The sequence below is a fragment of the Paenarthrobacter sp. NPDC092416 genome (genome assembly GCF_044755025.1).
Classification (GTDB): Bacteria; Actinomycetota; Actinomycetes; order Actinomycetales; family Micrococcaceae; genus Arthrobacter.
Map to the genome: position 1 here is coordinate 159,859 of NZ_JBIVQG010000004.1, position 24,474 is coordinate 184,332.

Annotated in this window: 23 protein-coding genes; 14 read left to right on the forward strand and 9 right to left on the reverse strand. The window is 62.0% G+C overall.

The window, feature by feature from the left end:
- Nucleotides 1–130: 130 nt before the first annotated feature.
- From ACIQC5_RS10340 to ACIQC5_RS10360, 5 genes are all read left to right on the forward strand, one after another.
- A complete protein-coding gene (locus tag ACIQC5_RS10340) occupies nt 131–754 on the forward strand; it encodes a DUF624 domain-containing protein (protein ID WP_400281313.1) in 624 nt (207 codons plus the stop codon).
- Between the two features lie 39 nt (nt 755–793).
- Nucleotides 794–1,879: a LacI family DNA-binding transcriptional regulator gene (locus ACIQC5_RS10345; RefSeq protein ID WP_400281316.1), complete on the forward strand. Its 1,086-nt coding sequence runs from the start codon at nt 794–796 to the stop codon at nt 1,877–1,879.
- A gap of 232 nt (nt 1,880–2,111) precedes the next feature.
- Entirely contained in the window at nt 2,112–2,804 is a 693-nt protein-coding gene (locus tag ACIQC5_RS10350; RefSeq protein ID WP_400281319.1) for an MSMEG_4193 family putative phosphomutase, read from the forward strand.
- Nucleotides 2,805–2,828: 24 nt separating this feature from the next.
- Nucleotides 2,829–3,383: a DUF3090 domain-containing protein gene (locus ACIQC5_RS10355; RefSeq protein WP_400281322.1), complete on the forward strand. Its 555-nt coding sequence runs from the start codon at nt 2,829–2,831 to the stop codon at nt 3,381–3,383.
- The gene (locus tag ACIQC5_RS10360) at nt 3,383–4,150 is read left to right on the forward strand and encodes an SCO1664 family protein (protein WP_400281325.1); all 768 of its coding nucleotides are present in this window, start codon (nt 3,383–3,385) and stop codon (nt 4,148–4,150) included. Before ACIQC5_RS10355 ends, ACIQC5_RS10360 begins: the two co-directional genes overlap by 1 nt.
- A gap of 76 nt (nt 4,151–4,226) precedes the next feature.
- Here the strand turns inward: ACIQC5_RS10360 and ACIQC5_RS10365 are convergent, their stop codons facing one another.
- On the reverse strand, nt 4,227–4,574 hold the full coding sequence (locus ACIQC5_RS10365) for a DUF6457 domain-containing protein (RefSeq protein WP_400281328.1): 348 nt from the start codon (nt 4,572–4,574) through the stop codon (nt 4,227–4,229).
- Between the two features lie 27 nt (nt 4,575–4,601).
- Here ACIQC5_RS10365 and ACIQC5_RS10370 point away from each other — a divergent pair, with 27 nt between their 5' ends.
- Together ACIQC5_RS10370 and ACIQC5_RS10375 are read left to right on the forward strand one after the other, a co-directional pair.
- Entirely contained in the window at nt 4,602–6,191 is a 1,590-nt protein-coding gene (locus tag ACIQC5_RS10370) for an ATP-dependent DNA ligase (RefSeq protein WP_400281331.1), read from the forward strand.
- A 1-nt stretch (nt 6,192) separates the two neighbouring features.
- Complete coding sequence (locus ACIQC5_RS10375; protein WP_400281334.1) at nt 6,193–6,330, forward strand: TMEM175 family protein; 138 nt, start codon at nt 6,193–6,195, stop codon at nt 6,328–6,330.
- A gap of 32 nt (nt 6,331–6,362) precedes the next feature.
- Here ACIQC5_RS10375 and ACIQC5_RS10380 read toward each other — a convergent pair whose 3' ends face one another.
- A complete protein-coding gene (locus ACIQC5_RS10380; RefSeq protein ID WP_400281338.1) occupies nt 6,363–7,319 on the reverse strand; it encodes a LysR family transcriptional regulator in 957 nt (318 codons plus the stop codon).
- Between the two features lie 142 nt (nt 7,320–7,461).
- Between ACIQC5_RS10380 and ACIQC5_RS10385 the strand changes: the two genes are divergently transcribed.
- From ACIQC5_RS10385 to ACIQC5_RS10410, 6 genes are all read left to right on the forward strand, one after another.
- Nucleotides 7,462–8,481 carry a VOC family protein gene (locus ACIQC5_RS10385; protein ID WP_400281341.1) on the forward strand — a complete coding sequence of 340 codons (1,020 nt, stop codon included), beginning with the start codon at nt 7,462–7,464 and terminating at the stop codon, nt 8,479–8,481.
- On the forward strand, nt 8,481–9,422 hold the full coding sequence (locus ACIQC5_RS10390; RefSeq protein WP_400281344.1) for a fumarylacetoacetate hydrolase family protein: 942 nt from the start codon (nt 8,481–8,483) through the stop codon (nt 9,420–9,422). Before ACIQC5_RS10385 ends, ACIQC5_RS10390 begins: the two co-directional genes overlap by 1 nt.
- A complete protein-coding gene (locus tag ACIQC5_RS10395; RefSeq protein WP_400281347.1) occupies nt 9,419–10,426 on the forward strand; it encodes a cyclase family protein in 1,008 nt (335 codons plus the stop codon). Before ACIQC5_RS10390 ends, ACIQC5_RS10395 begins: the two co-directional genes overlap by 4 nt.
- 97 nt (nt 10,427–10,523) lie before the next feature.
- Nucleotides 10,524–11,648, forward strand: a complete 1,125-nt coding sequence (locus tag ACIQC5_RS10400) for an FAD-dependent monooxygenase (protein ID WP_400281349.1) — start codon at nt 10,524–10,526, stop codon at nt 11,646–11,648.
- Nucleotides 11,645–12,730, forward strand: coding sequence for an amidohydrolase family protein (locus tag ACIQC5_RS10405; protein WP_400281352.1), 1,086 nt, complete (start codon nt 11,645–11,647; stop codon nt 12,728–12,730). The genes ACIQC5_RS10400 and ACIQC5_RS10405 overlap by 4 nt, the downstream gene beginning before the upstream one ends.
- A 1-nt stretch (nt 12,731) precedes the next feature.
- Nucleotides 12,732–13,733 carry a fumarylacetoacetate hydrolase family protein gene (locus tag ACIQC5_RS10410; RefSeq protein WP_400281354.1) on the forward strand — a complete coding sequence of 334 codons (1,002 nt, stop codon included), beginning with the start codon at nt 12,732–12,734 and terminating at the stop codon, nt 13,731–13,733.
- A 103-nt stretch (nt 13,734–13,836) separates the two neighbouring features.
- On the opposite strand, the gene ACIQC5_RS10415 is transcribed toward ACIQC5_RS10410, so the two are convergent.
- The 3 genes from ACIQC5_RS10415 to ACIQC5_RS10425 all read right to left on the reverse strand — a co-directional run bounded on the left by ACIQC5_RS10415 (nt 13,837) and on the right by ACIQC5_RS10425 (nt 17,553).
- On the reverse strand, nt 13,837–16,023 hold the full coding sequence (locus tag ACIQC5_RS10415; protein ID WP_400281357.1) for a glycoside hydrolase family 3 N-terminal domain-containing protein: 2,187 nt from the start codon (nt 16,021–16,023) through the stop codon (nt 13,837–13,839).
- A gap of 89 nt (nt 16,024–16,112) precedes the next feature.
- Nucleotides 16,113–16,505, reverse strand: coding sequence for a DUF6379 domain-containing protein (locus ACIQC5_RS10420; protein ID WP_400281360.1), 393 nt, complete (start codon nt 16,503–16,505; stop codon nt 16,113–16,115).
- Nucleotides 16,495–17,553, reverse strand: coding sequence for a TIM barrel protein (locus ACIQC5_RS10425; RefSeq protein WP_400281363.1), 1,059 nt, complete (start codon nt 17,551–17,553; stop codon nt 16,495–16,497). Before ACIQC5_RS10425 ends, ACIQC5_RS10420 begins: the two co-directional genes overlap by 11 nt.
- A gap of 290 nt (nt 17,554–17,843) precedes the next feature.
- On the opposite strand from ACIQC5_RS10425, the gene ACIQC5_RS10430 reads away from it, so the two are divergent.
- On the forward strand, nt 17,844–19,358 hold the full coding sequence (locus ACIQC5_RS10430; protein ID WP_400281366.1) for a GMC oxidoreductase: 1,515 nt from the start codon (nt 17,844–17,846) through the stop codon (nt 19,356–19,358).
- A gap of 59 nt (nt 19,359–19,417) precedes the next feature.
- Here ACIQC5_RS10430 and ACIQC5_RS10435 read toward each other — a convergent pair whose 3' ends face one another.
- From ACIQC5_RS10435 to ACIQC5_RS10450, 4 genes are all read right to left on the reverse strand, one after another.
- The gene (locus ACIQC5_RS10435) at nt 19,418–20,932 is read right to left on the reverse strand and encodes a DUF5597 domain-containing protein (RefSeq protein WP_400281368.1); all 1,515 of its coding nucleotides are present in this window, start codon (nt 20,930–20,932) and stop codon (nt 19,418–19,420) included.
- A gap of 179 nt (nt 20,933–21,111) precedes the next feature.
- Nucleotides 21,112–21,948 (reverse strand): carbohydrate ABC transporter permease, encoded by an 837-nt coding sequence (locus ACIQC5_RS10440; RefSeq protein ID WP_400281370.1) that lies wholly within the window; start codon nt 21,946–21,948, stop codon nt 21,112–21,114.
- A gap of 6 nt (nt 21,949–21,954) precedes the next feature.
- On the reverse strand, nt 21,955–22,914 hold the full coding sequence (locus tag ACIQC5_RS10445) for a carbohydrate ABC transporter permease (RefSeq protein WP_091328088.1): 960 nt from the start codon (nt 22,912–22,914) through the stop codon (nt 21,955–21,957).
- Between the two features lie 34 nt (nt 22,915–22,948).
- Nucleotides 22,949–24,355, reverse strand: coding sequence for an ABC transporter substrate-binding protein (locus tag ACIQC5_RS10450; protein ID WP_400281374.1), 1,407 nt, complete (start codon nt 24,353–24,355; stop codon nt 22,949–22,951).
- Between the last annotated feature and the right edge of the window lie 119 nt (nt 24,356–24,474).

Sequence of the window (24,474 nt, forward strand, 5' to 3'; positions counted from 1 at the left end):
CGGTGGATAGCGTGTGCAAACCACTGTATGATACCGATATCAGAGATGCAAGTCACAGATTTCACTTCCTAAAATGGGTGAACTCAGGAGGGCTCTGACAGCAACCTCGCTGCTATGAATGGATGGACGCATGGACCAGCAAAAACGCCGCCCACGGGGAGCCGCTGTTATGGCAGGGCTTGAAACAGTCGGAGATGTTCTACTGCTGCAGTTGCTGTTCCTGCTGGTCAGCCTGCCGCTCTTCACCATGGTCCCGGCAGCCATCGCACTACAGAGAGCCTTCCGCAAGATTGTGCTTCAGGACCGACCGGGCGTCACGCGGGCATTCTTCACCGAGTTCACATGGGCCTGGCCGCGCCTTGGAGTACCCGGGCTGTTGGCGCCGCTTGCCATGGGCGCAGCCACGTTCTCCATTTTGTTCTGGCTGTCGACGCCAGGAGTCCTCGGCACAGTAGCGCTCTGCATCATCATCCCGTTGTGTGGCGCCGGCGTGGCTGCCTACATTGCCCTGCTCGGAACAGCGATGGACGCCGACGACGATACTTCCCGACGTGGGCTCCTGGACGGGGCGGCCCGGATCTTCCTCACCAAACCCCTGGCGCTCGCCGGATGCGTCATTGCCTTCGCCACGTGGTTGCTCCTCGCATCCAGGATCCCCACCCTGATTCCCCTGGGCAGCGGTCTCGTACCCGCGCTCCTCGCCTGGCTTCTGATGCGAAGGGAAATTGCCACCCAAGACGGTATTTCGGGATAACCTTCGCAGGAAGACGCAAACTGTACGACGAGGATCCACATGAGAATTTCCAAAGACTCCAAACCGCCAGTCATTGCAGACGTGGCACGCCTGGCCGGCGTTTCAGTTCCCACGGTCTCGCGCGTCCTAACGGGCAATATCCCCGTTAGCGAGGGCCTCCGCGCCAAGGTCGAAGCAGCAATCAAGGAGCTCAACTACCGTCCAAGTTCCCTGGCACGGGCCCTAAAGAGCGGCGAACGGACCATGATCGCGATCTTCGCGGCCAGCACTTCCGCCTATGGCTACGCGAACACCTTGGCCGGCATCGAAGCGGTGGCCCAAGCCGCCGGCTACTCGGTAGTCATCTCCGCCGTGAAGTCCGCCGAAGAATCAGACGTCAAAGCAGCGTTGGAGGTAGCCCTTCAGCAACAACTCGCCGGCATCATCGTCCTGGACTTCGACCCGTCCGCTGCCGAGGTCCTGAAGCAGCTACCAAGCGCCATTCCTACGGTTGCAGCGTCCGGTTTCCCTGTTGGTCAACCCGGCTTTCCCTACGCTTTCATCGACGAATACGCAGCCGGGCGGGCCGCCACGGAACACCTGCTGGAACTTGGGCACAGCACCGTCCATCACCTGGGCTTGTTTCCGCTCACCCAGTTCTCCGGCCGCTACCAAGGCTGGCACGATGCCCTTACGGACGCCGGAATCACGCCCCCTCCTGTCCTTGAGGCGACACGGGCAGCGCGCTCCGGCTACGAACAAGGGCTTCGGATCGCGGCCGACCCCGGCATCACGGCTGTGTTCTGTTCCAACGACGGTCTGGCTGTAGCCGCACTGCGCGCACTCTACGAAAAGGGCATCAAGGTCCCGGACGACGTCTCGATTATCGGCTGGGACAACCAGCCCTTCAGCGAATTCACTTGGCCGGCACTGAGTACCGTGGCACCTGATTTCAACGACCTCGGTGTCAGGGCATTCCGAATGCTTGAACAGCGACTTTCCGGCGTGGAGGCAGTCGCAGACTCTTCGGTCGGACCCGTCCTCCTCCAGCGGGAATCCACCGGCGCACCAACTGCGGGGTCGCGCCGGTACGCATCAGGGGAGCAAGGAAACGGCGCCAATCCCCGGACTTCCGTTCGTAGGTAGAACTGGCCACACAGATTCGACGAGCCTGGAGTCCGTATGGAGTCACGGTTAACCGGATCCAGAAGAAACTTCACGACATTTGCTGTAGATCATGTCATCGGTACGTGCGCCGACCACAAAGTTGTACATGCCGGGACCCGAACGGCGTGTCTGGGAATTCTTTAGCGAGACCGTTCGGACCGTGACCCGGTATGGTCCACACCACCAGCCGGAGGGTGGCTAGGCTGGATGGATGGCAACACTACTTCTCGTGCGGCACGGCCGCACCACAGCCAATGCCAGTGGATTGTTGGCCGGTCGGGCCGACGGCATCGGCCTGGACCAACTAGGGTGCGACCAAGCGGCTCTGACTGGTGACCGGCTCGCGGCCGTGCCCGTCGTCGGGGTGGTATCGAGCCCTCTTGAACGTTGCCAGCAGACCGCCCAGCTCATCATCGACCGCCAGGCCGGCTCGCCGTCCACAGTGGTCGATCCCGATCTCACCGAGTGCGATTACGGCCAGTGGCAGGGCCGAAAGCTCGGTGATCTAGCCACCGAGGATTTGTGGCCTATGGTGCAGTCGCAACCGTCCGCCGTCGTCTTTCCCGGCGGTGAATCCATGGCCGCGATGCAGGCTCGGTCCGTGGCAGCGATTCGACGCCACGATGCTGCCTTCGAAGCCCGGCGCGGGCCAGGGGCCGTGTGGGTGGCCGTGAGTCACGGTGACGTCATCAAGTCAATCCTTGCGGACGCGCTCGGCATGCACCTTGACCTGTTCCAGCGTATAAACGTCAGCCCCGGTTCCGTATCAATCGTCCACTACAGCGCGAGTCGCCCCAGCGTCCATGCGACCAATACCGAAGCCGGTGACCTGTCATGGCTGTCGAACGGCATCCGTTCGGGCGATGCACCGGTGGGCGGCGGCGCAGGACAGAAGACGTCGTGAAGGTCATGTGCCTAAACTACTGGCATGCCTACACGCGTTCACGAGTTTGCCTGGCCTGATCGGGTTGTCATTGGCACCATCGGCCTTCCCGGAGCGCGCACGTTCTACCTGCAAGTGCGGACCGGGGCGCAGATCGTGAGTATTGCCCTTGAGAAACAGCAGTCGGCTCTGCTTGCGGAGAAGATCGACGAAATCCTCGATCAGCTCATCACCCTCGACGGCAACCCCTTCAGCGTTCCTACGGGTACGCCCCGTGAACTCGTCGACAATGACCCGATCGAACCCCCTCTGGAGCAGTTTCGCACCGGCGCCATGACCTTGGATTGGGACCCGACCACGGCCCAGATCGTCGTCGAGGCTTACCCCCTTACCGACGTTGATGCTGATGAGAACGACGAACGGCTTGTTGAGGGCGGCACCAACGAAACCGAAATGATGCTGGTGCGCATGCCGGTCGGCACCGCCCGCGCGTTCGCCAAGCGCACCCGTGAGATTGTGGGAGCCGGGCGGCCGATATGCCCGCTCTGCGGTTACCCCATGGACGCGGACGGGCACGACTGCACCCTCCCCGAGGTCTAATGCCGGTGCTGGACCTGGTGACCGCCGAGCTGACGCTTTCAGGCCGCATTACGACGGCCTCAAACGCCACATTTCTAGGCAGCATCGGCGACGTGCCGGTCGTCTATAAGCCGATAGCGGGCGAGAGTCCCCTATGGGATTTCCCCGACGGCACCCTCGCCCACCGGGAGGTGGCCGCATACCTGGTCTCGCAGGTTCTCGGCTGGGACGTTGTGCCGCACACCTGGCTACGTGATGGTCCTCTGGGCGAAGGGATGGTGCAGCTCTGGCAGGAGCAAGAGCCCGCCCAAAGAGCCGTGGACCTGATTGCAGCGGACCACCTGCCCGAGACGGGCTGGAAACACGTTCTCGAAGGACAAGATGAGAACGGTCAGACGGTGGCCCTCGTCCACGAAGATTCGCCGACGCTGAGACGCATGGCCGTGTTCGACCTGGTCGTCAACAACGCTGACCGCAAAGGAAACCACATACTCGCCATGACGGACGGACACCGGCACGGTGTAGACCACGGACTCACTTTTCACAGCGAACATAAACTGCGCACGGTGCTCTGGGGATGGCTGGGTGAGGCCCTGACAGCGGAGGAACTCGACGGGATCGATCGCGTCACCGAAGGACTGAAGAGCGAGCTGGGCCGGAATCTGGCGGACCTGCTCACTGCCGAAGAAATCGCGTCGCTCACCGCGCGCTGCGCTCGGCTGCGGCTGACGGGACGATTTCCGGCCCCAGTCGGCGGAATGCCGGCGGTCCCTTGGCCGCTGTTCTAAAGTCGGCTACCGGCTTCGCGGGCTGAGTCGTCCCGTTCTCCCCTGTGCCAGGACTTACGGTCAGGGGTTCTCGGCTCTACGACTGATTTGTCGGCTCCCAGCCCTTTCCTTCCGCCCGGTCAGAACAGAGCTTGAAGGCGATGTCTGCCGCCTTGTTAGTCGCCACGGCAGGTAAAACGTCCGATCCCCGGCTTCCTTTCCCAGCTTCAAGCCCTGCGGCGTAACCGACCATGAAAGCCGTCACCGGCGCTGCTGCATGGATCACGGCGTCTGCAGATTTCCTGGCAAGATCAAGGACAAGCTCCTGGTCAACGCGGCAACGGGATGTTCGCGCCGGCTGCCGATGAGCGCCATAGGAAGTGGGGCCCACCAACCCGCTGTGGCAAAGTTTGCCGCTTCTGGACAAGGCATAATCGCTGTCCATGGACAGCAGCCGTGACAGACTGGTGCCATGCTGCTCGATGAGCTCGTGAGGACCTCGGAAGCCGTCGCGGCCACGCGTTCCCGGATCGCCAAGATCAAGGAACTGGCAGGCCTGCTGCTTCGGCTCGACCCCGCTGACATCCCGACGGCGGTCGGTTTGCTCACCGCCAAGCCTCGCCAGGGCCGGGTAGGGATCGGCTGGAGCGGCATGAGGGCGGCCAAGGGCGAGCCCTCTCCTGAGTCGAATCTCACCATCGCCCACCTCGACGTTGCGTTGGACCGGCTGCTGGCGGGCGCAGGCGCTGGCTCCACCGTGGAACGCGCCGCCACTCTTCGGACTCTGATGGCGGAAGCCACAGAACGAGAGCAGACGTTCATCGCCGGCGTGCTGCTCGGAGAACTTCGTACCGGTGCACTCGAGGGCGTCCTGACGGACGCCGTTGCCCGCGCCGCCGGCAGGCCGGTCGAGGCCGTACGCCGCGCAGCGATGCTCTCCGGCGATCTCGGCGCGACTGCCCTGCTGGCGATCACGGGCACCGCGGCCCAGCTTGACGCAGTCGGCCTCGTCGTCGGGCGTCCGGTCCAGCCCATGCTCGCCGCAACCGCGGCCAGTACCGGCGAGGCGCTGGAGGCGACGGGAGAAGCGTCGGTGGAGTACAAGCTCGACGGCGCACGCATCCAGGTGCACCGTGCTGGCGATGACGTGCACATCTACACCCGCACCCTGGCCGAAGTGACCCATCGGCTGCCTGAGGTGGTGGACGTGGTGCGCGGACTGCCCGTTCGCGATGTGATCCTCGACGGCGAGACCTTGGCCCTCGACGAGGACGGCAGGCCCCGGCCGTTCCAGGAAACCATGTCCCGGTTCGGGACGAACGCCGCGCGCACCACACTGCTGCATCCGTGGTTTTTTGACGTGCTGCACGTCGACGGGCGCGACCTGCTCGACGAGCCGTTGGCCACACGCATCGGCGTGCTCGAGCGGATCGCACCCGGTCATCGCATCCCGGGGAAAATCACTGAGGATGCCTCTGTTGCCGAGAGCGTCTCGCGCGATGCGCTGGACGCCGGCCACGAGGGTGTGGTCGTGAAGGCGCTGGGCTCGGCCTACGCCGCCGGGCGGCGGGGTTCGAACTGGATCAAGGTGAAGCCAGTGCTCACCTACGACCTGGTGGTACTCGCCTGCGAATGGGGGTCCGGACGGCGCGCCGGGCTGCTGTCCAACCTGCACCTCGGTGCCCTGGACCCTGTTGGCGAGTTTGGCGAACCCGGCAATTACGTGATGGTGGGCAAGACTTTCAAGGGCCTCACCGATGCACTGCTGCAGTGGCAGACTGAAAAGTTCCAAGAGTTGGAGGTGCGGCGTACGGCGGGCACGGTGTGGACCGAACCGGTCACCGTTGTCGAGATCGCTATCGACGGCGTCCAGCACTCGCCCCGCTATCCGGGTGGAATCGCCCTTCGGTTCGCACGCGTCAAGCGCTACCGTGACGACAAGACTGCCGCCGAAGCCGACACCATCCAGACGTTGCGCTCTCTGCTCCGTACATCAGGGAGTAGAAAGGCATCGCCCGCACAAGCAGAGCCAGATCTCCAGTCCATGGCTGAGGAGACCTAATGTGGATGGTGATTTGAGTTCCGTCGCACCCACGGTCCTCAGCTACCTGCCCAGCTTCGTCTACGTCGGAATCTACTGGAACAATCACCACCACATGATCCATCCGGCAAGCAGGGTCAACGGCGCACTGGATGGATGAGTCCGGCTTCGTGCAGACCCCCGCCGTCCCCCCTAGCTTCCGGCGGGTCCAGAAACAGTGCCGGGGTGGGCGGTGACAGGAAACAACTGGTGAAGTTGCGAGCAGGCGCGCTGAACTACGGAGCGAAGCCACACGTTGGCCGGATCCTCCGTCCTTGATGGGTGCCAGTAGAGGGCCTCCACCAAGGATGCTTCGAGTTCTTCATCGAACTCCAAGACTTCGATGTTCGCGCCTCGCTGTGCTCTGGCTGCCAGCATGCGGGGCACTAGCGCCACCAAGTCTGTACCTTCCACCAAGAGCGGCAGTGAGAGGAAACCTGCCACCACTGCTGCCACACGGCGTCGAACGCCCCGGGACTCGAAGAGCTTATCGGCCGGCGTGCTGATTCCTTCCCCGAAATATCCCACCGCATGTGGGACGCTCACCAGATCCTGCAGGGTAATGCCCGGGAGCTGAAGGACTGGATTTGCGGCGTCTGTGATGGCCACAAAACTATCCCTGAACAGCTGCTTTGTTTCACCCTGCATCTTGTAGCCGGTAGGTCCAACAAGCAGGTCCAGCTTTGAATACTCGGCCATGGTGCCGTGAAGTCCAGTCATGGGGACGATGTCCACGGTGACTCTGGGAGCCTCTTCCCGCAGGATCCCACGCAGCGGGCCAACGATGAGAGCCGCTGCGTAGTCCGAGGCCGCAATCACAAATTCCCGTTCACTCGTGGTGGCGTCGAATCCTGATCGGACCAGCGTGGCTCTCTGGACGTGCACCATGGCCTCATCCACCAGAGGAACGAGCGACTGCGCAAACGGCGTCAGGACGTATGTTCGGCCGTTACGAACCAGGAGTTCATCGTCGAAATGCCGCCGCAGCCTGGCCATGGCAGCGCTGGTGGCAGGCTGGCTCAAACGCAGCCGTTCGGCGGCCTTGGATACGTTGCGCAGTTCGAGCAGTACCTGCAGCTGGGGCAGCAGGTTCAGGTCCAAGGTCTTCATTCCCACAGACTACCGGGTATCAGTCTGACGAATACGTTCTATCCAGAATCCTCTCTTCCCCAAATAACTGACCGGCCCCATTGTTGTTACAGGACCTGCAGATCACTGTCCGAGCAACCAGAGCATTTAGAAGGAATTCATCGTGGAAACTCCCCTCTCCCATCTTGCCCACCTCGAGATCACCACTCCGGACGTCGAAGCCTCGGCGAGGTTCTACGAGGAAAAGTTCGGCATGCGCATCATCGACCGCATGGATGGAAACGTGTACCTGCGCTGCTGGGGCGACTACTACCGTTACAGCCTGGTGGTCACCCATGGAGAGGAAGCGTCGCTGGGCCGAATGGCATGGCGCACCAACTCCCAGGAAGCCCTCGAAGCTGCAGCAGCCCGTGTAGAAGCAACCGGTGTGCAGGGCACCTGGACCCCGGGCGGCCACGGATTCGGCAAAGCGTACGAATTCACCGGTCCCTACGGGCACCACATGCGGCTTTTCTATGACGTGGAGAAGTTCGTTGCCGAGCCCGGCTTCGAGTCCACCTACCCGGACCGTCCCGAGCGCCGCAGCAGCCACGCCGCCGCTCCGCGTTTCCTGGACCACGTCACCGTCGCCTCTTCCGACGTCCGCGGATTCGCCAAGTGGTACAACGAAGCACTGGGCTTCCGCGTCATGGCGTTCGTGGACCTCGACGAGGCACCCATCACGGTCTTCTCCGTACTGACCACCAACGAGAAGTCCCACGACCTCGGCGTCGTCCTGGACACCTCAAAGCGTGCCGGCCGTGTCAACCACATCGCCTTCTGGGTGGACGCCACCGAAGACCTGCTCCGCACCGCGGACGTTATGATGGAAAACGGCACCCCCATGGAATATGGCCCCTCCATCCACGGCGTGGGCGAGCAGAACTTCCTCTACTTCCGCGACCCCTCAGGGCTGCGTGTGGAACTGAACTCCGGCGGCTACCGCAATTACGTCCCGGACTGGGATGCAAACACCTGGAAGCCCTCCGAGGGCTCCAACAACTTCTACAAGAACGGCGCCATGCCGCACTCCATGACCGAGTCCTTCCCGCCTGCCGAAGGTTTCACCGCCACCGAGGAAGGCGCTTCCGCCGAAATGAAGGAAGCCCTCCTGAACCCCTATGCAAAGCAGGGCCGCGGCTAATGACGCAGCCACACTACGCGCTGATCCGCTTCCAGGAGGCCGGCGACACCAAAACAAGAGCGGGCCTTGTGGTGGGCGAACGGATCCTACCGCTGGACGGTGACATCAACTCGCTGATCCAGCACTGGGACACCACGGAGGCCGAACTGGACGCACTGGCCGCCTCAGCCGGTGAGGAAACCGGACTGGCGTTGTCCGCCGTCGAGGTCCTTGCCCCGGTGGAACCCGCGCAGGTCCTGCAGACCGGCGCCAACTACCGCAAGCACGTCATTGACTTGGCCGTGGCACACCGCGACGCCGGGCAGGACGCTGAGGAGGTACGCGCCAAGACCGCCGCCATGATGGACCAGCGGGCCGGCCAGGGAACCCCGTACTTCTTCATCGGCCTCCCGACGGCCATCGCGTCAGCTACCGACGACCTCACCTTGCCGTCCTACAGCAAAAGCCACGACTGGGAGCTGGAGCTCGCGGCCGTCATCGGCAAGGAAGCGTTCCGTATCAGTCCGGAAGAGGCCCTTGAGTACGTCTTCGGCTACACCATGGTCAACGACATCACCACCCGTGAGTATGTGTTCCGCAAGGACATGCCCGCCATCGGTTCGGATTGGTACCGTGCCAAGAACGCCCCAGGCTTCCTGCCCACCGGTCCCCTGCTGGTGCCGGCGAAGTTCTTCGGCGATCCGCAGGATGTCCATGTCACGCTGAAGCTCAACGGCAAGGCCATGCAGGACGAGTCCACGCAGGACATGATCTTCGGGGTTGCCAAGCTGGTCAGCGAAGCATCCCAGATCATGCCCCTGCGTCCGGGCGACCTGGTCCTGACCGGCAGCCCTGCCGGGAACGGCCAGCACTGGGGACGACTCCTTCAGGACGGCGACGTCATGGAAGGCACCATCACCGGATTAGGCACACAGCTCATCCGCTGCAAGGACGAACAGTGACAACCGATGCCGCGGACACACACCTGATTCAGCGCACGGATCCGCTGGCCAGCATTGCCGCCGCCGCAGAAAGATACAACAACTGGGGCCGTTGGGGCGAAAGCGATGTGCTCGGAACGCTGAACTTCATCGATGCCGGCAAGCGGGTGGAGGCCGCGGCGCTGGTCATCACCGGAGAGGCGTTCTCCTTGTCCCAGCCCTTCGACACCAACGGCCCACAAAAGGGGTGGCGTCGCCGCACCAATCCCGTCCACACCATGACGGACACCGGGGTGGACGCGGAGCGCGGCAATCAAGGGTTCCCGCACGGATTCGGCGGCGCCGATGATGTGATTGCCATGCCGTTGCAGTGCTCCACACAATGGGACGGACTGGGACACATCTTCGATCGCGGCAAAGCCTGGAACGGCAGGGCAGCCGGGGACGTAGTGACGTCAGAGGGTGATCTGTTCACCGGGATCGAAACCGCCGCGGCCAAGATTGTCACGCGCGGCGTGCTCCTGGACGTTGGACGTGCGCTGGGCCCGGATCTGGGACGCACCGATGGGGAACTGCCCGATGGCTTCGCGATCGCCCAGGAACACCTGCAGAAGACCATTGACTGCCAGGGTCCCAGCTCGGCAGTCCGCCGTGGGGACATCGTGGTGATCCGCACAGGGCAGTACGCCCGTGTCCGTCGCGATGGATGGGGAGATTACGCAGGTGGGCCCGCGCCGGGGTTGTCCTTCAGCACTGCTGCGTGGCTGCACGAGTCGGAGATTGCTGGAATCGCAACCGACACGTGGGGCTTCGAGGTGCGTCCGAACGAGTTTGAGGGCGCTTTCCAGCCACTCCACCAGATCGCCATCCCCAACCTGGGGTTGTTCCTCGGCGAAATGTGGGACCCGGACCAACTCGCTGAAGCTTGCGCAGCCGACGGCAAGTATGACTTCATGCTGACCGCAGCGCCACTTCCCATCACCGGGGCTGTCGGTTCGCCGGTCAATCCCATCGCCGTCAGATAGCCGACCAGTCCCTGGGTTGGGCCAACGAAGGCCCAACCCAGGGACAACAGCCAGCAGCACTATTGGCAGTATCGCCGTCACACAAAGGAGTCGTCAGATGGCAGCAGTACAGAAGGTCGGAATTGTCGGAGCGGGGGCGGCAGGACTTGCTGCGGCCATTCTCCTGGCCGACGCCGGCATCGAGGTTGAGATCCTGGAGAAGGCCACCGGGCCGCAAGCCCTCGGCTCCGGCATCACGCTCCAAGGCAACGCCCTGCGCATCCTGCGCGAACTTGGTGTCTGGGAACAAGTGCAGGCAAAAGGGTACGGGTTCAGCACCCTTGGACTGCGGGCTCCCGACCCCGCCGGCACCGTGCTCGCCGTGTTGGAAGACATCCGGACCGGTGGCGACGATCTTCCGGCCACGCTCGGAATGTACCGCCCGGACCTGACAGCCATCCTCCGCGAACGCGCCCTTCAAGCGGGTGCGAGGATCAGCTACGGCAAGGCGGTCACCGACCTGGCAGACGACGGCGGCAGCGTCACCGTGAGCACCGCCGACGGTGGCACCTCCCGTTTCGACCTCCTGATAGGCGCAGACGGGCTTCATTCAGCCGTCAGACAGGCGATCGGAACCGGCGTCGAGCCCAAGCCCACAGGCATGGGCATCTGGCGGGCATTCGTGGAGCGCCCCGAGGACGTTATCCGGACCGACCTCACCTACGGCGGCCCCTGCTTCATCGCCGGATACTGCCCCACCGGCCCGGACACCATTTACGCCTACCTCGTGGAAAAGGCCCAGGAACGCAAACATGAGGACGGTCCCCGCGTGATGGCAGAACTCGCGGCGGCCTACGGCGGCCCGTGGAACGAGATCCGCGCCAGTCTGGACCACGGTGCGCGCATCAACTACACGTGGTTCACGTCGCACCTGGTGGACGGTCCATGGAACCGCGGCCGGACGGTCATCATCGGCGACGCTGCCCACAGTTGCCCGCCGACGGTGGCCCAAGGTGCCGCCATGGCACTGGAAGACGCCGCAGTTCTGGCCGAACTCCTCATCTCCGCCGACCACCTCACCGAGACTCTGTGGAAAGAGTTCGCAGACCGCCGACTGGACAGGGCAACCGCCGTCGTCAAGGCTTCCGTCCAGTTGGGCCAGTGGATGCTGGACGGCGTCCGGGACGCCGACGTGCCCGGCCTCATGAACTCGCTCTCCACCATGCTGAAGGAACCCGCATGAACCCCACCGCTCCCAGCCAGCACCCCACGATGGATGTCCACGCCCATGTCCTCATTCCGGCCCTCCAACAGGCCGTAGCGGAGAGTGATCCGGAAGGTTTTTCGGCCCTCCAGGCTCTGGAAGTCCGGCGAAACGGGCCCGAATCCATGGCTAACTCCGGCCTCATGATCAAAGAACGGTGGCCGCAGCTCACCGACCTTGGCCGGCGTCTGGAAGACATGGACGCGCAAGGCGTAGATGTCCAACTTGTCTCACCTTCGCCGTCCCACTTCTACTACTTTGCCGCCGAAGAGCTTTCCCTGAGGTTGGCGAGGCAGGCAAACCAGTCCATCCGGGACTACGTCAACAAAGCTCCCGACCGGTTGAACGGGCTCGGGCTGGTGCCCTTGCAGCATCCGCACCTCATGGTCGAAGCACTGGACCAAGCCGTCCTGGAATGTGGCTTGCTTGGCGTGGAAATCGGTTCGTTCGCCGGCACACCCGGCGACCCGGACCGGACCACAGTGGAACTCTCAGACCCCAGGCTGGAACCCTTCTGGAACCGGGCCGAGGAACTGGGTGCCATTGTGTTCCTGCACCCGTTCGGATGCTCCCTGGACGAACGGCTGGACCGTTTCTACCTGGCCAACACCGTCTCCCAGCCCGCCGAGAATGCCGTGGCCTTGTCCCACCTCATCTTCAGCGGGGTCTTGGACCGGCATCCGGACCTAAAGGTGCTTGCTGCCCATGGCGGGGGTTACCTTCCCACCACCATCGGTCGTTCCGACCACGCTTGGAAGGTGCGTCCCGAGGCACAAAGGTGCGCCGAACCGCCGTCGTCATATCTCCGGCGGATCTTTTTCGACTCACTGGTCCATAACCCCCGCGAGCTGCGTTCCCTCGTTGAGGCAGCGGGTCCCGGACAGGTGCTGCTCGGTTCGGACTACCCCTTCGACATGGGATCAGAAAGGCCTGTTGACGAAGTGCACGCCGCCGGGCTTCCCGAGGCCGACGCCGCCGCGATTCTCGCCGGCAACGCAGCCCTGCTGGGCATCACCGCCGCGGCAACGCTCAGCACCCGCGCTACGGCCCAAGGAGCCTGACATGGTCAAGATCGCCCGTTGGAATCACGACGGCGGAACCCGGGAAGGATTCGTCGACGACGGCAACTGCTTCGCGTTGTCCCACGGACGCACAGTCAACACTCTTTTAGCCGCAGGGCTGGAGGAGACTCTGGCCATCGCCAAGGAAACTCTCCGCAGCCAGCGCCCGGTCGCCCTGCGGGACATACAGTTGCTGGCACCGCTGGCACCTTCCACCATCCGGGACTTCGTAGCCTTTGAAGAACACGTCGAGGGTGTGCGCAAGAGCATCGATGGCGTAGCTGGAGTGGTGGCTGAATGGTATGAAGCACCCACTTTCTATTTCACCAATCCCCACACGGTGACGGGAACCGGCGAAGTGATTGGCATTCCGGCAGGCTGTGAGGACCTGGACTTCGAAACCGAAGTAGCTGCCGTCGTCGGCCATGTCCCGGGCAGTGACGGCAGGAACCTGTCCGCGGCCGAGGCTCACCGGCACATTTTCGGCTACACCGTGCTCAACGACTGGTCGGCACGCGACCTGCAGCGCCGCGAGATGAAGGCCAGCCTCGGCCCTTGCAAAGGGAAGGACTTCGCCAACACCTTGGGTCCGTGGATCGTCACCGCCGACGAGTTCGAGCACCTTCACGATGAGGAAGGCTTCCTGCCCATCTCCATGGAGGTGGAAGTCAACAGCAAACCGATTGGCCAGGATCTGCTGTCCAACATGGGGTGGCCGTTCGCCGAGCTCGTCGCCTACGCATCCCAGGACTCCGTGGTGCGGCCCGGCGACGTGCTCGGATCCGGAACATGCGGCAGCGGCTGCCTCGCCGAACTCTGGGGACGGAACGGTTCCAAGACTCCCCCACCGTTGAAGACCGGCGACGTCGTGCGGATGACCGTGGAGGGAATCGGAACGATTGAGAACACCGTGGGCCAACGCCGCGACGCTGAGACGCGGGTGGCTGCACGTCCCCGGCCACGGAACAGGTCTGCCGCTGAAGTCTCGTCCGCTATCCGTTAAAGAGGCTCCAACGCTTGAATTCATCGGGGGGCAATGGCTAAGGATCTGCTCCAAATCCTTAGCCATTGCTCGCCGATCTTTTTTGGATAGTACGGTTACCCTTCTATCGACGTAGGTGAAGGCTCCCTACCGCCGTTGCGTCGAGGCCACCGCCCACATGGATTTCGAAGGCCCCTTCCTCTACGACGTAACGAGCGTCGTTGTCCCAGAATCCGAAGTCATTCCAGCCGAGTTCGAAAGACAGCGTCCGCGTCTCTCCGGGCTGCAAGCTGGTTCGGGTGAAGTCCCTGAGCCTCCGGACGGGCTGTGCGAGGGAGGCGACAAGGTCTCGAATGAAGACCATGGTGACCTCGTCTCCTGAGCGCGAGCCTGTGTTCGAAACATCGATCTCGAAGCCGATGGTAAGGCCGCATTCAAGGTCTCGCAAGAAGACCTCCGGAGCTGAGAGCCTGAGCTCCCCGTACTCGAATGAGGTGTAGCTCAGGCCGTGGCCAAAGGGAAACTGAGGACCCAGGTCCAAGTCCTTGTACTTGGACGTGTAGTGGTCGTCTGTGTTCCCGGGGCCCATCAGAGCAACGTCAACGGCACCGCCGTCGAGGGTTCCCGAGACCCTTGCCGGACGCCCAGTGTTCTCGTGGTCGTAATAGATAGGTATCTGGCTGGAGGAACGCGGAAAGGTCATTGGCAACCTCCCGCCGGGATTCACCGCGCCGCTCAAAGCCCGCGCCACTGCCCTGGGGCCTTCCAGACCAAGGTGCCAGGCCTCCATCACTGAAGGAGCCCCATCAATCCATGCGCTTGTGACCAGCGGGCGTCCGTTGAACATGACCACAGCGAAGGGCGTCCCTGTCGCCGCAACCGCCTGGATCAGTTCTTCCTGTGCCCCCGGGAGTCGGAGGTCACTGCGTGAACTGGCTTCTCCGGTCAGGGCAGACGGCTCGCCGACGGCGACCACAACAGCATCGTAGTCAGCAGCGCCGCCCACTGCATCGGTGATCAGATCGGGCTCGCCTCCGAAGAAGCCGGTCCCCTCCCTGACTGTCAGCACCCATTCCGGGCACTCTCGTCGGATGGCGTCGGCCAAGGAACCGGCGGGTTCCGCGAAGGATTGGACCCAGGCTCCAAGATGGTCCGTGCTGTTGGCGTACGGACCGATCAGCAAGATCCGCTTCGGTCCAGGGCCAAGCGGCAGGACGGATTCATTCTTGAGCAGAACCAGCGCTTTTTCGGCAGCCTTTAGCGCCGCAAGTCGACTGGCACCCGTAGGGGACGTCACCTCGGATTCGGGCTCCCGGAACGGATCATGGAAGAGACCCAGGGCAACCTTCAGGCCGAGGACCCTGCGAACGGCATCATCCACTCGTTCAAGGGGCAGGTCTTCCTGACCAAGGCGCGCACCGTCATCGCCAGCAACAACATTTCCACCCATTTCGATGTCGAGCCCGGCAGCAAATGACTGCCTGAGCGCATCCCGGAGATCTCCTGCAACTCCGTGGTCAAGGAGGTTCACCACACCGTCGGCGTCACCAACCACCGCACCGGAAAACCCGAGTTCATTCTTGAGGATTTCCGTCAGGAGCTCGTGGTTGGCGTGTGCCGGTCGACCGGCAACCGTGTTGAAGGCCGCCATCACGGTGGCTACGCCGGCATCCACTGCAGATCTGAACGGCTCAAGATAGACATTGCGGAGCCGCTGGAGGGACATATCCACGGTGTTGTAGTCACGACCTCCTTCGGCCTGGCCGTAGGCCACGAAGTGCTTTGCGCACGCAAGGATGGAGTCGCGGTCCCGCAGAGAGCTACCTTGATAGCCGCGAACCTTCGCCGCACCGAACACGCCGTTGACGTACGTGTCCTCGCCGAAACCCTCCACAACGCGGCCCCAGCGAGGATCGCGGGACACATCGATCATCGGAGAGAAAGTCCAATTGACTCCCCCGGATGCAGCTTCCTTCGCTGTGATGCGGGCGTCGGTCTCCGCTGTAATCGGATCGAAGCTTGCCGCCTGAGCGATGGGGACGGGGAACGTGGTCCTCTGTCCGTGAATCACGTCCAAGCCCACTAAGAGCGGAATCCCATGCGGAGTCTCTTCCCGGGCGATCCTCTGGAGTTCGTTGGTGGCTTCCGCGCTGCGAGGCCAAAAGACCGCACCGATGCCGCAACGGACCAAATCCGCAGCGTCGTCCAACCGGGGCCGGAAAGCTATCTGGAGCTGAGCCAGCTTTTGCTCCCACGTCATCGATGCCATGAGGTGGTCGATGATTTCCTGCTGAGCCGGAGCTGCTGTCATTTTGTGGGCCTTTCACTGTCGGGGAGAGCCGATCGAACAGCCAGCGGTTGCCCGTGCCGGCAGGCAGAGGCAACCGCTGCAGGGGACGTTCAGCTCTTAAGGGTGAGGGTCTTGTGGTCTGCTCCCCCACCCGGTACGGGCATGTAGGAGATTCGAAGCCTTTGACGGACGGCAACTGAATGGGGTCCCTCAGCGAGGCCACCTGCCCTGTCAACGGACACTGTGGCCACCTCCCCCATTTCCCAGCGATCATCAAAGATGCCGGGCAGGTCTGTCAGCTTGTACGTATTCCCGTGGACCGTCAGGGACACAGAACCGCGCGGGGCAGTTTCACCGTCCACGGTGACCTCGATATCCTCCACCATGGAGAGCCCTAAGCCGCGGTAGTACGGAAGCCGCACGCCGAGCTGGAAGCCTGCGACGTCGTCGCCATCCACCGCGTTGCAGAGGGTGTCCTCAACGATGATGTATTTATCGAACATTGCTGCCTCCCTCGGCGTAAACACCGATGCCTGGCGTAGCCCCGGCATCGAGCGTTGTTTCTTCACCCAACAGACGCGCGAACATGCGGTGCTGCCGGCGGACCTGTTCAACACTGTCTACCTCGACGATGTCCTGGATATGCCGGTTGCCTTCGTACTCGCTGGACAGGTAACCGTCATAGCCACCTTCAATGAGCACGGGAATGATCCTCTCGTACGGAATGCTGTATTCCGATCCCTCGTCTGTCATCTCGTAGAACTTCGCTTGGATGTGGTGGATCAGCGGCATGTGCTCCAGCATCACGCGGGGATCGTTCCATGTGAGGAACGTTGAGAGCCGTGCAATTGCTTGCTCTACAGGGTTGGCACCCATGTAATTGAACGTATCCATGAGGCCATGCACGTCCCCGCGGTTGTTGTAGGTCTCCACTGCGAGCTCAACGAACTGCGGACGGGCTCCGTCGCGCAGCGCGCGCTCGGACATGACGCGAGGGAACCGTTCCACGAAGGTGCCCATGTCCGGCATGAATCCCAGAGCTGGAGACTGCAGGCGATGCATCACCTCCAGGTGCCGGAGAATCCACGGATGCTCGTAGTGGAAAGGTGCATGAACTTCCAGAAGCAACTTCAGCCCCAGCTTTTCGGCATGCAGGGCACACGCCTCCATGACTTCCGGCGGCGTGTTGATGATGGCGCGGACGAACCTGGCGCCAAGCCGTTTCGCGATCTCCAGGTCTTTTCGAACAGACTCCGTCATTTCGTCGAGTGTCATGACCCGTCCGGGGTATCGCTTCGTGTCGAGGAACAGGTCCGTGGCAACCGTGGTGGTGCCGTACTCTTCCATCCACCCATCCCAGTCCCGGTAGAACGCATCCCCCGGGTTCGGGTAGCCGGTCATCGACTGTTCGGGGATGATTTCGACGCCGAATGCCCCTATGGATCCAGCCTCCCTGACGCAGTCCTCAAGGGACATTTTCTTGAGGAAGCATTCTTCCTGGTAGCTGTAAAAACTGACTCCACGCTTAATCTGATGGGCGGTATTCAACACCCAGCTCCTCGTGTTTGGCGCGCTTTCGGCGCGACATCTCGCACCGACCTACGACGGGCGTATTTCCACGCTACTGGCGTGGCCACACAAAGGGCAGTGCTGGAAAGATCACGAACACTGATGCTGCCCATCAACAGTTCGAATGACCACAACGGTCCTGGCCGCCGTCGCAGCCGGTACCGTCTATTCAGGTGCCTGCATCGCTTTTGTACGCTTCGTGCGCTGATGCTCCCGGGCACTGTGCCTCCGGGTTCAACACCCGAGCACTGAGTAATCCGCGAAGGATTTCCATGGAAACAACATCCGACAAACCCAGTCAAGCCTTCGACGTCGTGATCGTCGGCAGTGGCCCTTCCGGCGCCGCTTACGCCCGTGTCCTGCATGAAGAGGCTCCAATGCTCCGGGTCCTGATGGTTGAAGCTGGACCGTTGCTGTCCGAACAACCGGGCCTGCATGTGAAAAACTTGCCGGACCCACACGCAAGAGCGGCGGCACAGCTCGCTTCCCAGGGGCCGGTTACTTCGCTGAGCCCGGAAACACCTGTACCCGGACCAGGACGGCCTGGAACCTTCCTGCTGCGTCCCGACGTACTCGCTCCCCTTGCCGGTATGCCAGCAGCGGCGATGTCCAGCAACGTCGGAGGCATGGGCGCGCACTGGACCTGCGCCTGCCCCAGGCCTGGGGAATCGGAAAGGATTGCATTCCTGGACGATGGCACGTTGGACGCAGCCCTTTCCGATGCCGAGCGACTCCTGTCTGTTACGGCGTTGGTGTTCGAGGATGCACCGTTCTCCGCCGAAGTACGCCAGCGTCTGGCTGGGGAGTTTCCCCGCACCGGATCCGCGGCCATCCAATCGATGCCGCTGGCCGTGCAGACGCGTTCTGATGGAACCATCATGTGGTCAGGGACCGACGTCGTACTTGGTCCGCTTGCCGGACCGGAGACCCGGGGCGACCATTTCGAACTCCGCGACCAAACTCTGTGCCAACGGGTACTGCTCGACGACGGCCGCGTTACCGGAGCGGTACTCAAGGACCTCACCACGGGGACCGAATACACCACTTCAGCGCCGGTTGTCGTTGTCGCAGCGGACGCCCTCCGCACACCTCAGGTGCTGTTTGCCTCCGGCATCCGGCTCCGCGCCCTCGGACGCTACCTGAACGACCAGCCGCAGGTAATCAGCGCCGTCCGGCTGCCAACCGAGGCTGTGAAGGCCGAAGCCGGAACTGCGGTGGTGGGAGCAGCGCGGCACAGCGGCGTTTCCTGGGTTCCCTACACGGACCAAGAGCCGTTCCACGGTCAAGTCATGCAGCTTGACGCATCACCCATTCCCTTGGCCGAAGACGACGCAGTAGTGCCCGGATCCGTCATCGGTCTCGGGTGGTTCTGCGCCACGGAGACGGTTGAAGAGAACCGCGTGGAATTCGATGAGAACGTGACGGACCACTATGGGATGCCTCGCATGAGCATCCAGTACAGCCTCACGTGGAAGGACTTGCGGACAATTGATGAAGCCAAGGAGGCCGTCACTCGCGCGGGCAAAGCCTTGGGGACATTCCTGGATGACAGGCCGCCGTTCCTCCTACCAGCCGGCTCCTCCCTCCACTACCAAGGGTCTGTGCGTATGGGCCAGTACGACGACGGTCGTTCCGTATGCGGTCCGGACAGCCAGGTCTGGGGTACCGGGGGTTTGTACGTTGCGGGCAACGGGGTGATCCCGACGTCCACGGCATGCAATCCGACGTTGACGTCGGTGGCATTGGCAGCGTTGGGTGCCCGTGCAATCATTGACCGCTTGACGTAGGCGCATACGGCAAAGGCGGTGCCACCTGGGAGGTGGCACCGCCTTTGCCCTATGCGCCGTCAGCCCCGTGAAACTTCCAGAAGTTTGATCCGAGCCGCGCTGATATTGGCGCCCTGAAGAACCTGCAGCCGTTCATCGCCGTTCAGGAGGCGGCTCTCCTGCCAGCCATCGGGTGTCAGCCGAAGCTCCCGCACCGAATCCACTTCAAGCACAGAGTCTGCTGTGTGGAAATCGAACAACGCGCCTTGGCCGACTACCAGGTACTCCAATGGTCCCGTCTCGATGACAAGTCCGAACGGACGGTTGTCCCCTGGAGTGTGCCCGTGGGCTGCTCCGTCGGTCTCCCCCGGTAACTCCGGAGGCGGCGGAAGAACTACCCCTGCGTCCAGGAGCATTGCTGTGTAGAGCTTCGCCGCGTTGCGGATGCTGACGGTGATGGCACCGAAATTGGTGACCACATCGTCTTCGTTCTGCTCCAAAGCAAATCCGATGATCCGCCCATCACGCTGCGCATCCACAATCTCCCGGGTCAGGGAAAGTATCGCCTCGCAGGCCATGCTGTATTGGTTACCCTCACGGCCATCTTCCAAGCCGAAGACGTGGTAGCCGAAACCTCCGAAGCGACCCAGCGCGAGGAAGACGTCCCCTGCCCGGAATCGAGCTTCCGGGATGAAGAGCGGATTCTCGGGAGTTGCATACTGGGCCATGATTTCGGCGGAATGAGGTACGTAGATGTCCGGGGCGAGGAAATCAAGGGTCGGGGCAGCTGCCTGCCACACCGGCAGCATCTTGGCCGTTGGTCCGCCACTTGGGTAGTTGCCCGGTAGGTCTTGGCCAGGCTGCGGCCCAATCCAGGCATTGGCGTAGGCCGGAAGATTCAGAAGCTCCTTGCCAGCGGCGGCAAGCCCACCGACGTATGTCGCAAACGCCCACGCCATGAAGGTTTCCTCAGCGGCTGGGTTGCCGTCGCCGAAGTGATCGGCCCAGCTGGCGTCAGAGGAGGTGATGGGACGGAGATCATCCGCCAATGTGGAATCGAATGAGTACTCGCTGTTCGCCAGGGCCTTCCGGAGTGATTCGGGTACGGGCGATTCCCAGGCTGCCTGCGCTGCTCCCGAACGGTCCCGTCCCGCACCAAGGAGTCCGACTTCGTTCTCCACCTGAACCATGATCACAGTGTGCTGTGTATCAGTCTCGGCAAGGTGCGCCATGAACCGGCAGTACGCAGCTTTGTCGGCTTCAAAAAGATTGTTTGAAAACACGGAAAGCGTTGGCCGGGGCATCGAACCCTTGTAGGAGAACGGCGTTTCCATGGGTTCCGACCCCCGGTCAGCACGAGGAAAACGTGAAGGGTCACTTCGTACCCACGACGGCGCGTAGGTGGAAGAGGCATTCTTGAAGGCGCCAAACCAGATCAGCACGAGCCGAAGCCCAGAGGATCGGGCGCCTTCGACGAGCCCGTCCACAGCGGAGAAATCAAAAGCACCTTCAGTTGGTTCCACTTGGTCCCAGGCCACCGTCGCAATGACCGTGTTGACCTTCGAATCCGCAATCCTTCCCCAACGTGGTGCCATATAACGGGGATCGGAAGAACTGGAATTGTGCAACTCCCCGCCAATGCAGAGGAACGGTTCACCGTCAACGATCAGTCGCGTATGTCCGGAATATCGTTCGAGTCTCGGAAGCGGGGGCATGTTCATCCTCATTGAGTCTGTCGGGTTAGTTGGTGGCTGAGCCGGTTTGCCCAGCGCCGTCAAGATTTCACCCCTCCAGTGAATCCTTGGATGAACTGCTTCTGGGCCACCAGGAAGAACGCCAGGATGGGGATCATCGAGATGATAATGGCCGCAAAGATCACGTTCCATTGCGAAACACTCTCGCCTACAAAGTTGTAGATCACCACTGGCAACGTGACTGCGTCAGATCCATTGAGGAAGATCAGGCCCGTGAAGAAGTCGTTCCACACGATGAGTCCGGTGAAGATCGCCACGGTGCCGGTGGCAGGCGACAGCAGCGGAAAAATAATCTTGCGGAACACCGTGAACCGGGAAGCTCCATCGATCTGGGCGGCTTCCTCGTAATCCCGGGCTATGCCATTGGTGAACCCCATGTACAGGAAGATCGAGATGGGTAGCAGGGCGCCTGCGTACATGATGATGGTGCCTGCATGCGTACCCACGAGGCCAACATTGCGCATGCCCACGTAGATGGGGATGATGGCGGCCTGTGCGGGGAGGACCATGGTCACCAGGATGAGCCCCATGGCCACTTTGCTCAGCTTGCCTGTCCGGCGGCTGAGCGTGTAGGCGGAGATCGATCCAACAGCTACCAGCACCAGCACGCTCCCGGCGGTGATGATGATGCTGTTGAGCATTCCATCCATCAAGGTTGCTTGGCGCCCTCCTTGGATGGCTTGCCCGAATGCGTCCAGAGTGGGGTTGGTAACCAGCTGCATCGCCGACGTCGTGAGTGCGTCATTGCCATTCTTGAGGGCAAGGTTGATCAGGAAGTAGAACGGCAGCAGGAAGATGAGGGCAACCAGGATCAGCAGTGCCTCACGGAGGAAGGTCTTCTTCGTATAACGGAACATGGCTGGCTAACCTTTGGAATTCGTGCGGAGGAGGAGGCGCTGGGCCACCGTGAGGATAATGATGATCACGGACATGACCAATGCGAGTGCGGCACCGAAGCCGAAGCGGCCCATCACAAAGGTTTCCTTGTAGATGGTGACTGCGAGCGTTTCGGACGCACCGTAGGGTCCGCCTCCCGTCAAGGCTTGAATCTGGTCGAAGACACGCAGGCCGTTGATCAGCATGAGTGTCATGGCGATCACCACGGATGGCATGATGGCCGGCAGGACTACATAGTTGAACCTTTGCCACAGGCTTGCTCCATCAAGGGACGCTGCCTCTTCGAGCTCCGGAGATACGGTGGCCAGCCCGGCCAAGTACATAACCATAACCAAGCCAACGTTTTGCCAGACCATGACGATGATGATTGCGGGCAGGACAGTAGACGGGTCGCCCAGCCACGTCCGCTGCAAGGACTCCAGCCCGATCGAGGCCAGGAACTCGTTGAGCGGGCCGTCCTGTTCGAAGATGAACTTCCAAATGTAGGACGTTGCCAGCGAACTAAGCACCACCGGCGCGAAGATCAGCGTCCGGATCACATTGCGTGATTTGACGGTCCGGTTGAGGCCGAGAGCCAGCAACAAACCAAGGACGTTAGTCAGAACCACGAACGAAATGCCAATGATGAAGGTGTTGATCAGCGCCGTGGTAGTCGGGCCACCCTCGGCAATTGCCGCGAAGTTGTCCCAGCCGACAAACTGCCACTTTCCCAAGCCTTTCCAGTTGGTAAAGGCGAAGAATGCCCCAATGGCACTGGGGGCGTAGTGGATGAGCACCAGGGCCAGGAGTGCGGGGGTGAACCACCACCATGTGGCGAACCGACGCTCGGTGCCGCGGTGATCTTTGCGGCCGTTCTGCTTGCTGGAGCGGGGCTGGCGCCCGGTGACCCGGGCGCCCTCCGCTTTCTGCTCAAGTTGTGCGGTCATGGGATGTTCTTCCAATCCGGTTCGTCGCCGTGGACTAGGCGCCGCGGTCGTACTGCTCGTCCATGGTCTTCAGAACCTGGTCAGGAGTAGCCTGCCCGGTCAGGAGTCCCTGGATGCCGGAGCCGAGTGAGTCGTAGACGCCGCTGTTGGGCCACAGGTAGTTGGGCTGAGTGACGATCTTCTTCTCAGGTTCGGAGAAGTAGGGTTCCAGCAAGGGGAACTGTGCGGGAACTGTTCCCGAGACGGCGGCAGTAATCGAAACATTTCCGTTGGCTTTCGCCAAGGCATCCTGGTTGGCCGGCTGGGCGAGGAACTCAAGGAACTTGAGGGTGGAGCCCTTGTGCTTGCCTGCGGCGTTGACGGCGAGTGCGTTGCCCGGGCTCGCAATCAGCCTGGTGTCTTCGGCCTTTTCGCCAGGGATGACAGATACGTCGAAGGAGCCATCCTTGACCTGGGCGCGAAGGGCAGCCACTGCACCAGCCGGGGCAAATACAGCTGCGACCTTGCCCTGGGCAACGGACGGGAACAGCTGATCGAAACCAGCACCCGCGGCACCATCCTGGTAGCAGCCTGCGTCCTTGAACTTCACGATCTGCTCCAGCACCTTCTTCCAGTCAGAGTCAGCGAAAGTGGTTTCTTTCTTCGCCCGTTTGGCATCCCATTGCGGATCCTTGGCGTAGACAAGGGAAGCCGCAAGCTGCATTGCCTGCAGGCCAGTGTTCGCACCGGAAGTTCCTGCGACGGCGAAGAACGACTTACCGGCCGCCCGTGCTGTCTTGCACTGCTCTATAACTTCGTCCAAGGTGGTTGCTTGCTTGAGGCCAAGCTCTTTCAAAACGGTGGTGTTCTGCAGTTCCGTGATGGGAGCGAGGTCGGCTGGAACTGCGAAGATCTTGTCGTCGTCGTAGTACAAGTTCTTTGCCGATGCAGGAATCGCATCTGCTGCCCACTTTTGGTCGGTGAGGTCCTGCAGGTAGCCCGCCTCTGCCAGTGACGCGAACGACTGGTTGTTGCCCCGGCCTGCCGTGACATAGAAAATGTCGGGTGCGTTGCCGGCTTGCAGCTGCGTCCGCATCGTCTGCCCATGCTGGTCATTGGGCGACTCCACCAATTTGACGGTGATGTTGGGGTTCTTGGCTTTGAACGCGTCGATCAAAGCCAAGTAGGGGTTACCTGCGCCGCCCCCTGCGTAGGCGGGGGTGGCAAGGGTGATCTCCACAGGACCAGTTTCTTCTGCAATGGGTTCGCTGCTGGCGTCGCCGCCACCGCAGGCGCTCAAAGCCAGCGCAGTTACAGACGCCAGCGCCGCGGCGGAGAGGAACCTCCGACCTGCCGGGGTTGTTGTTTTCTTCATGGTGTGGCCTTTCGTGACGTCGTTGTCCTGTTCGCCCTGGCGATCAGTGGATTCGAGCCTTGCGTCAGTTTGTGTTTCCTGGATCACAAGCTGGCTCCTGTCATTCAAGGTAGGTCAGGTCACAGCGGCCATGGAAATAGTTATCGTCTATGCTCACCATCTTCTCTCCGCATGGCTGTTTTCCCCCATGGACATATGCGCAGGTT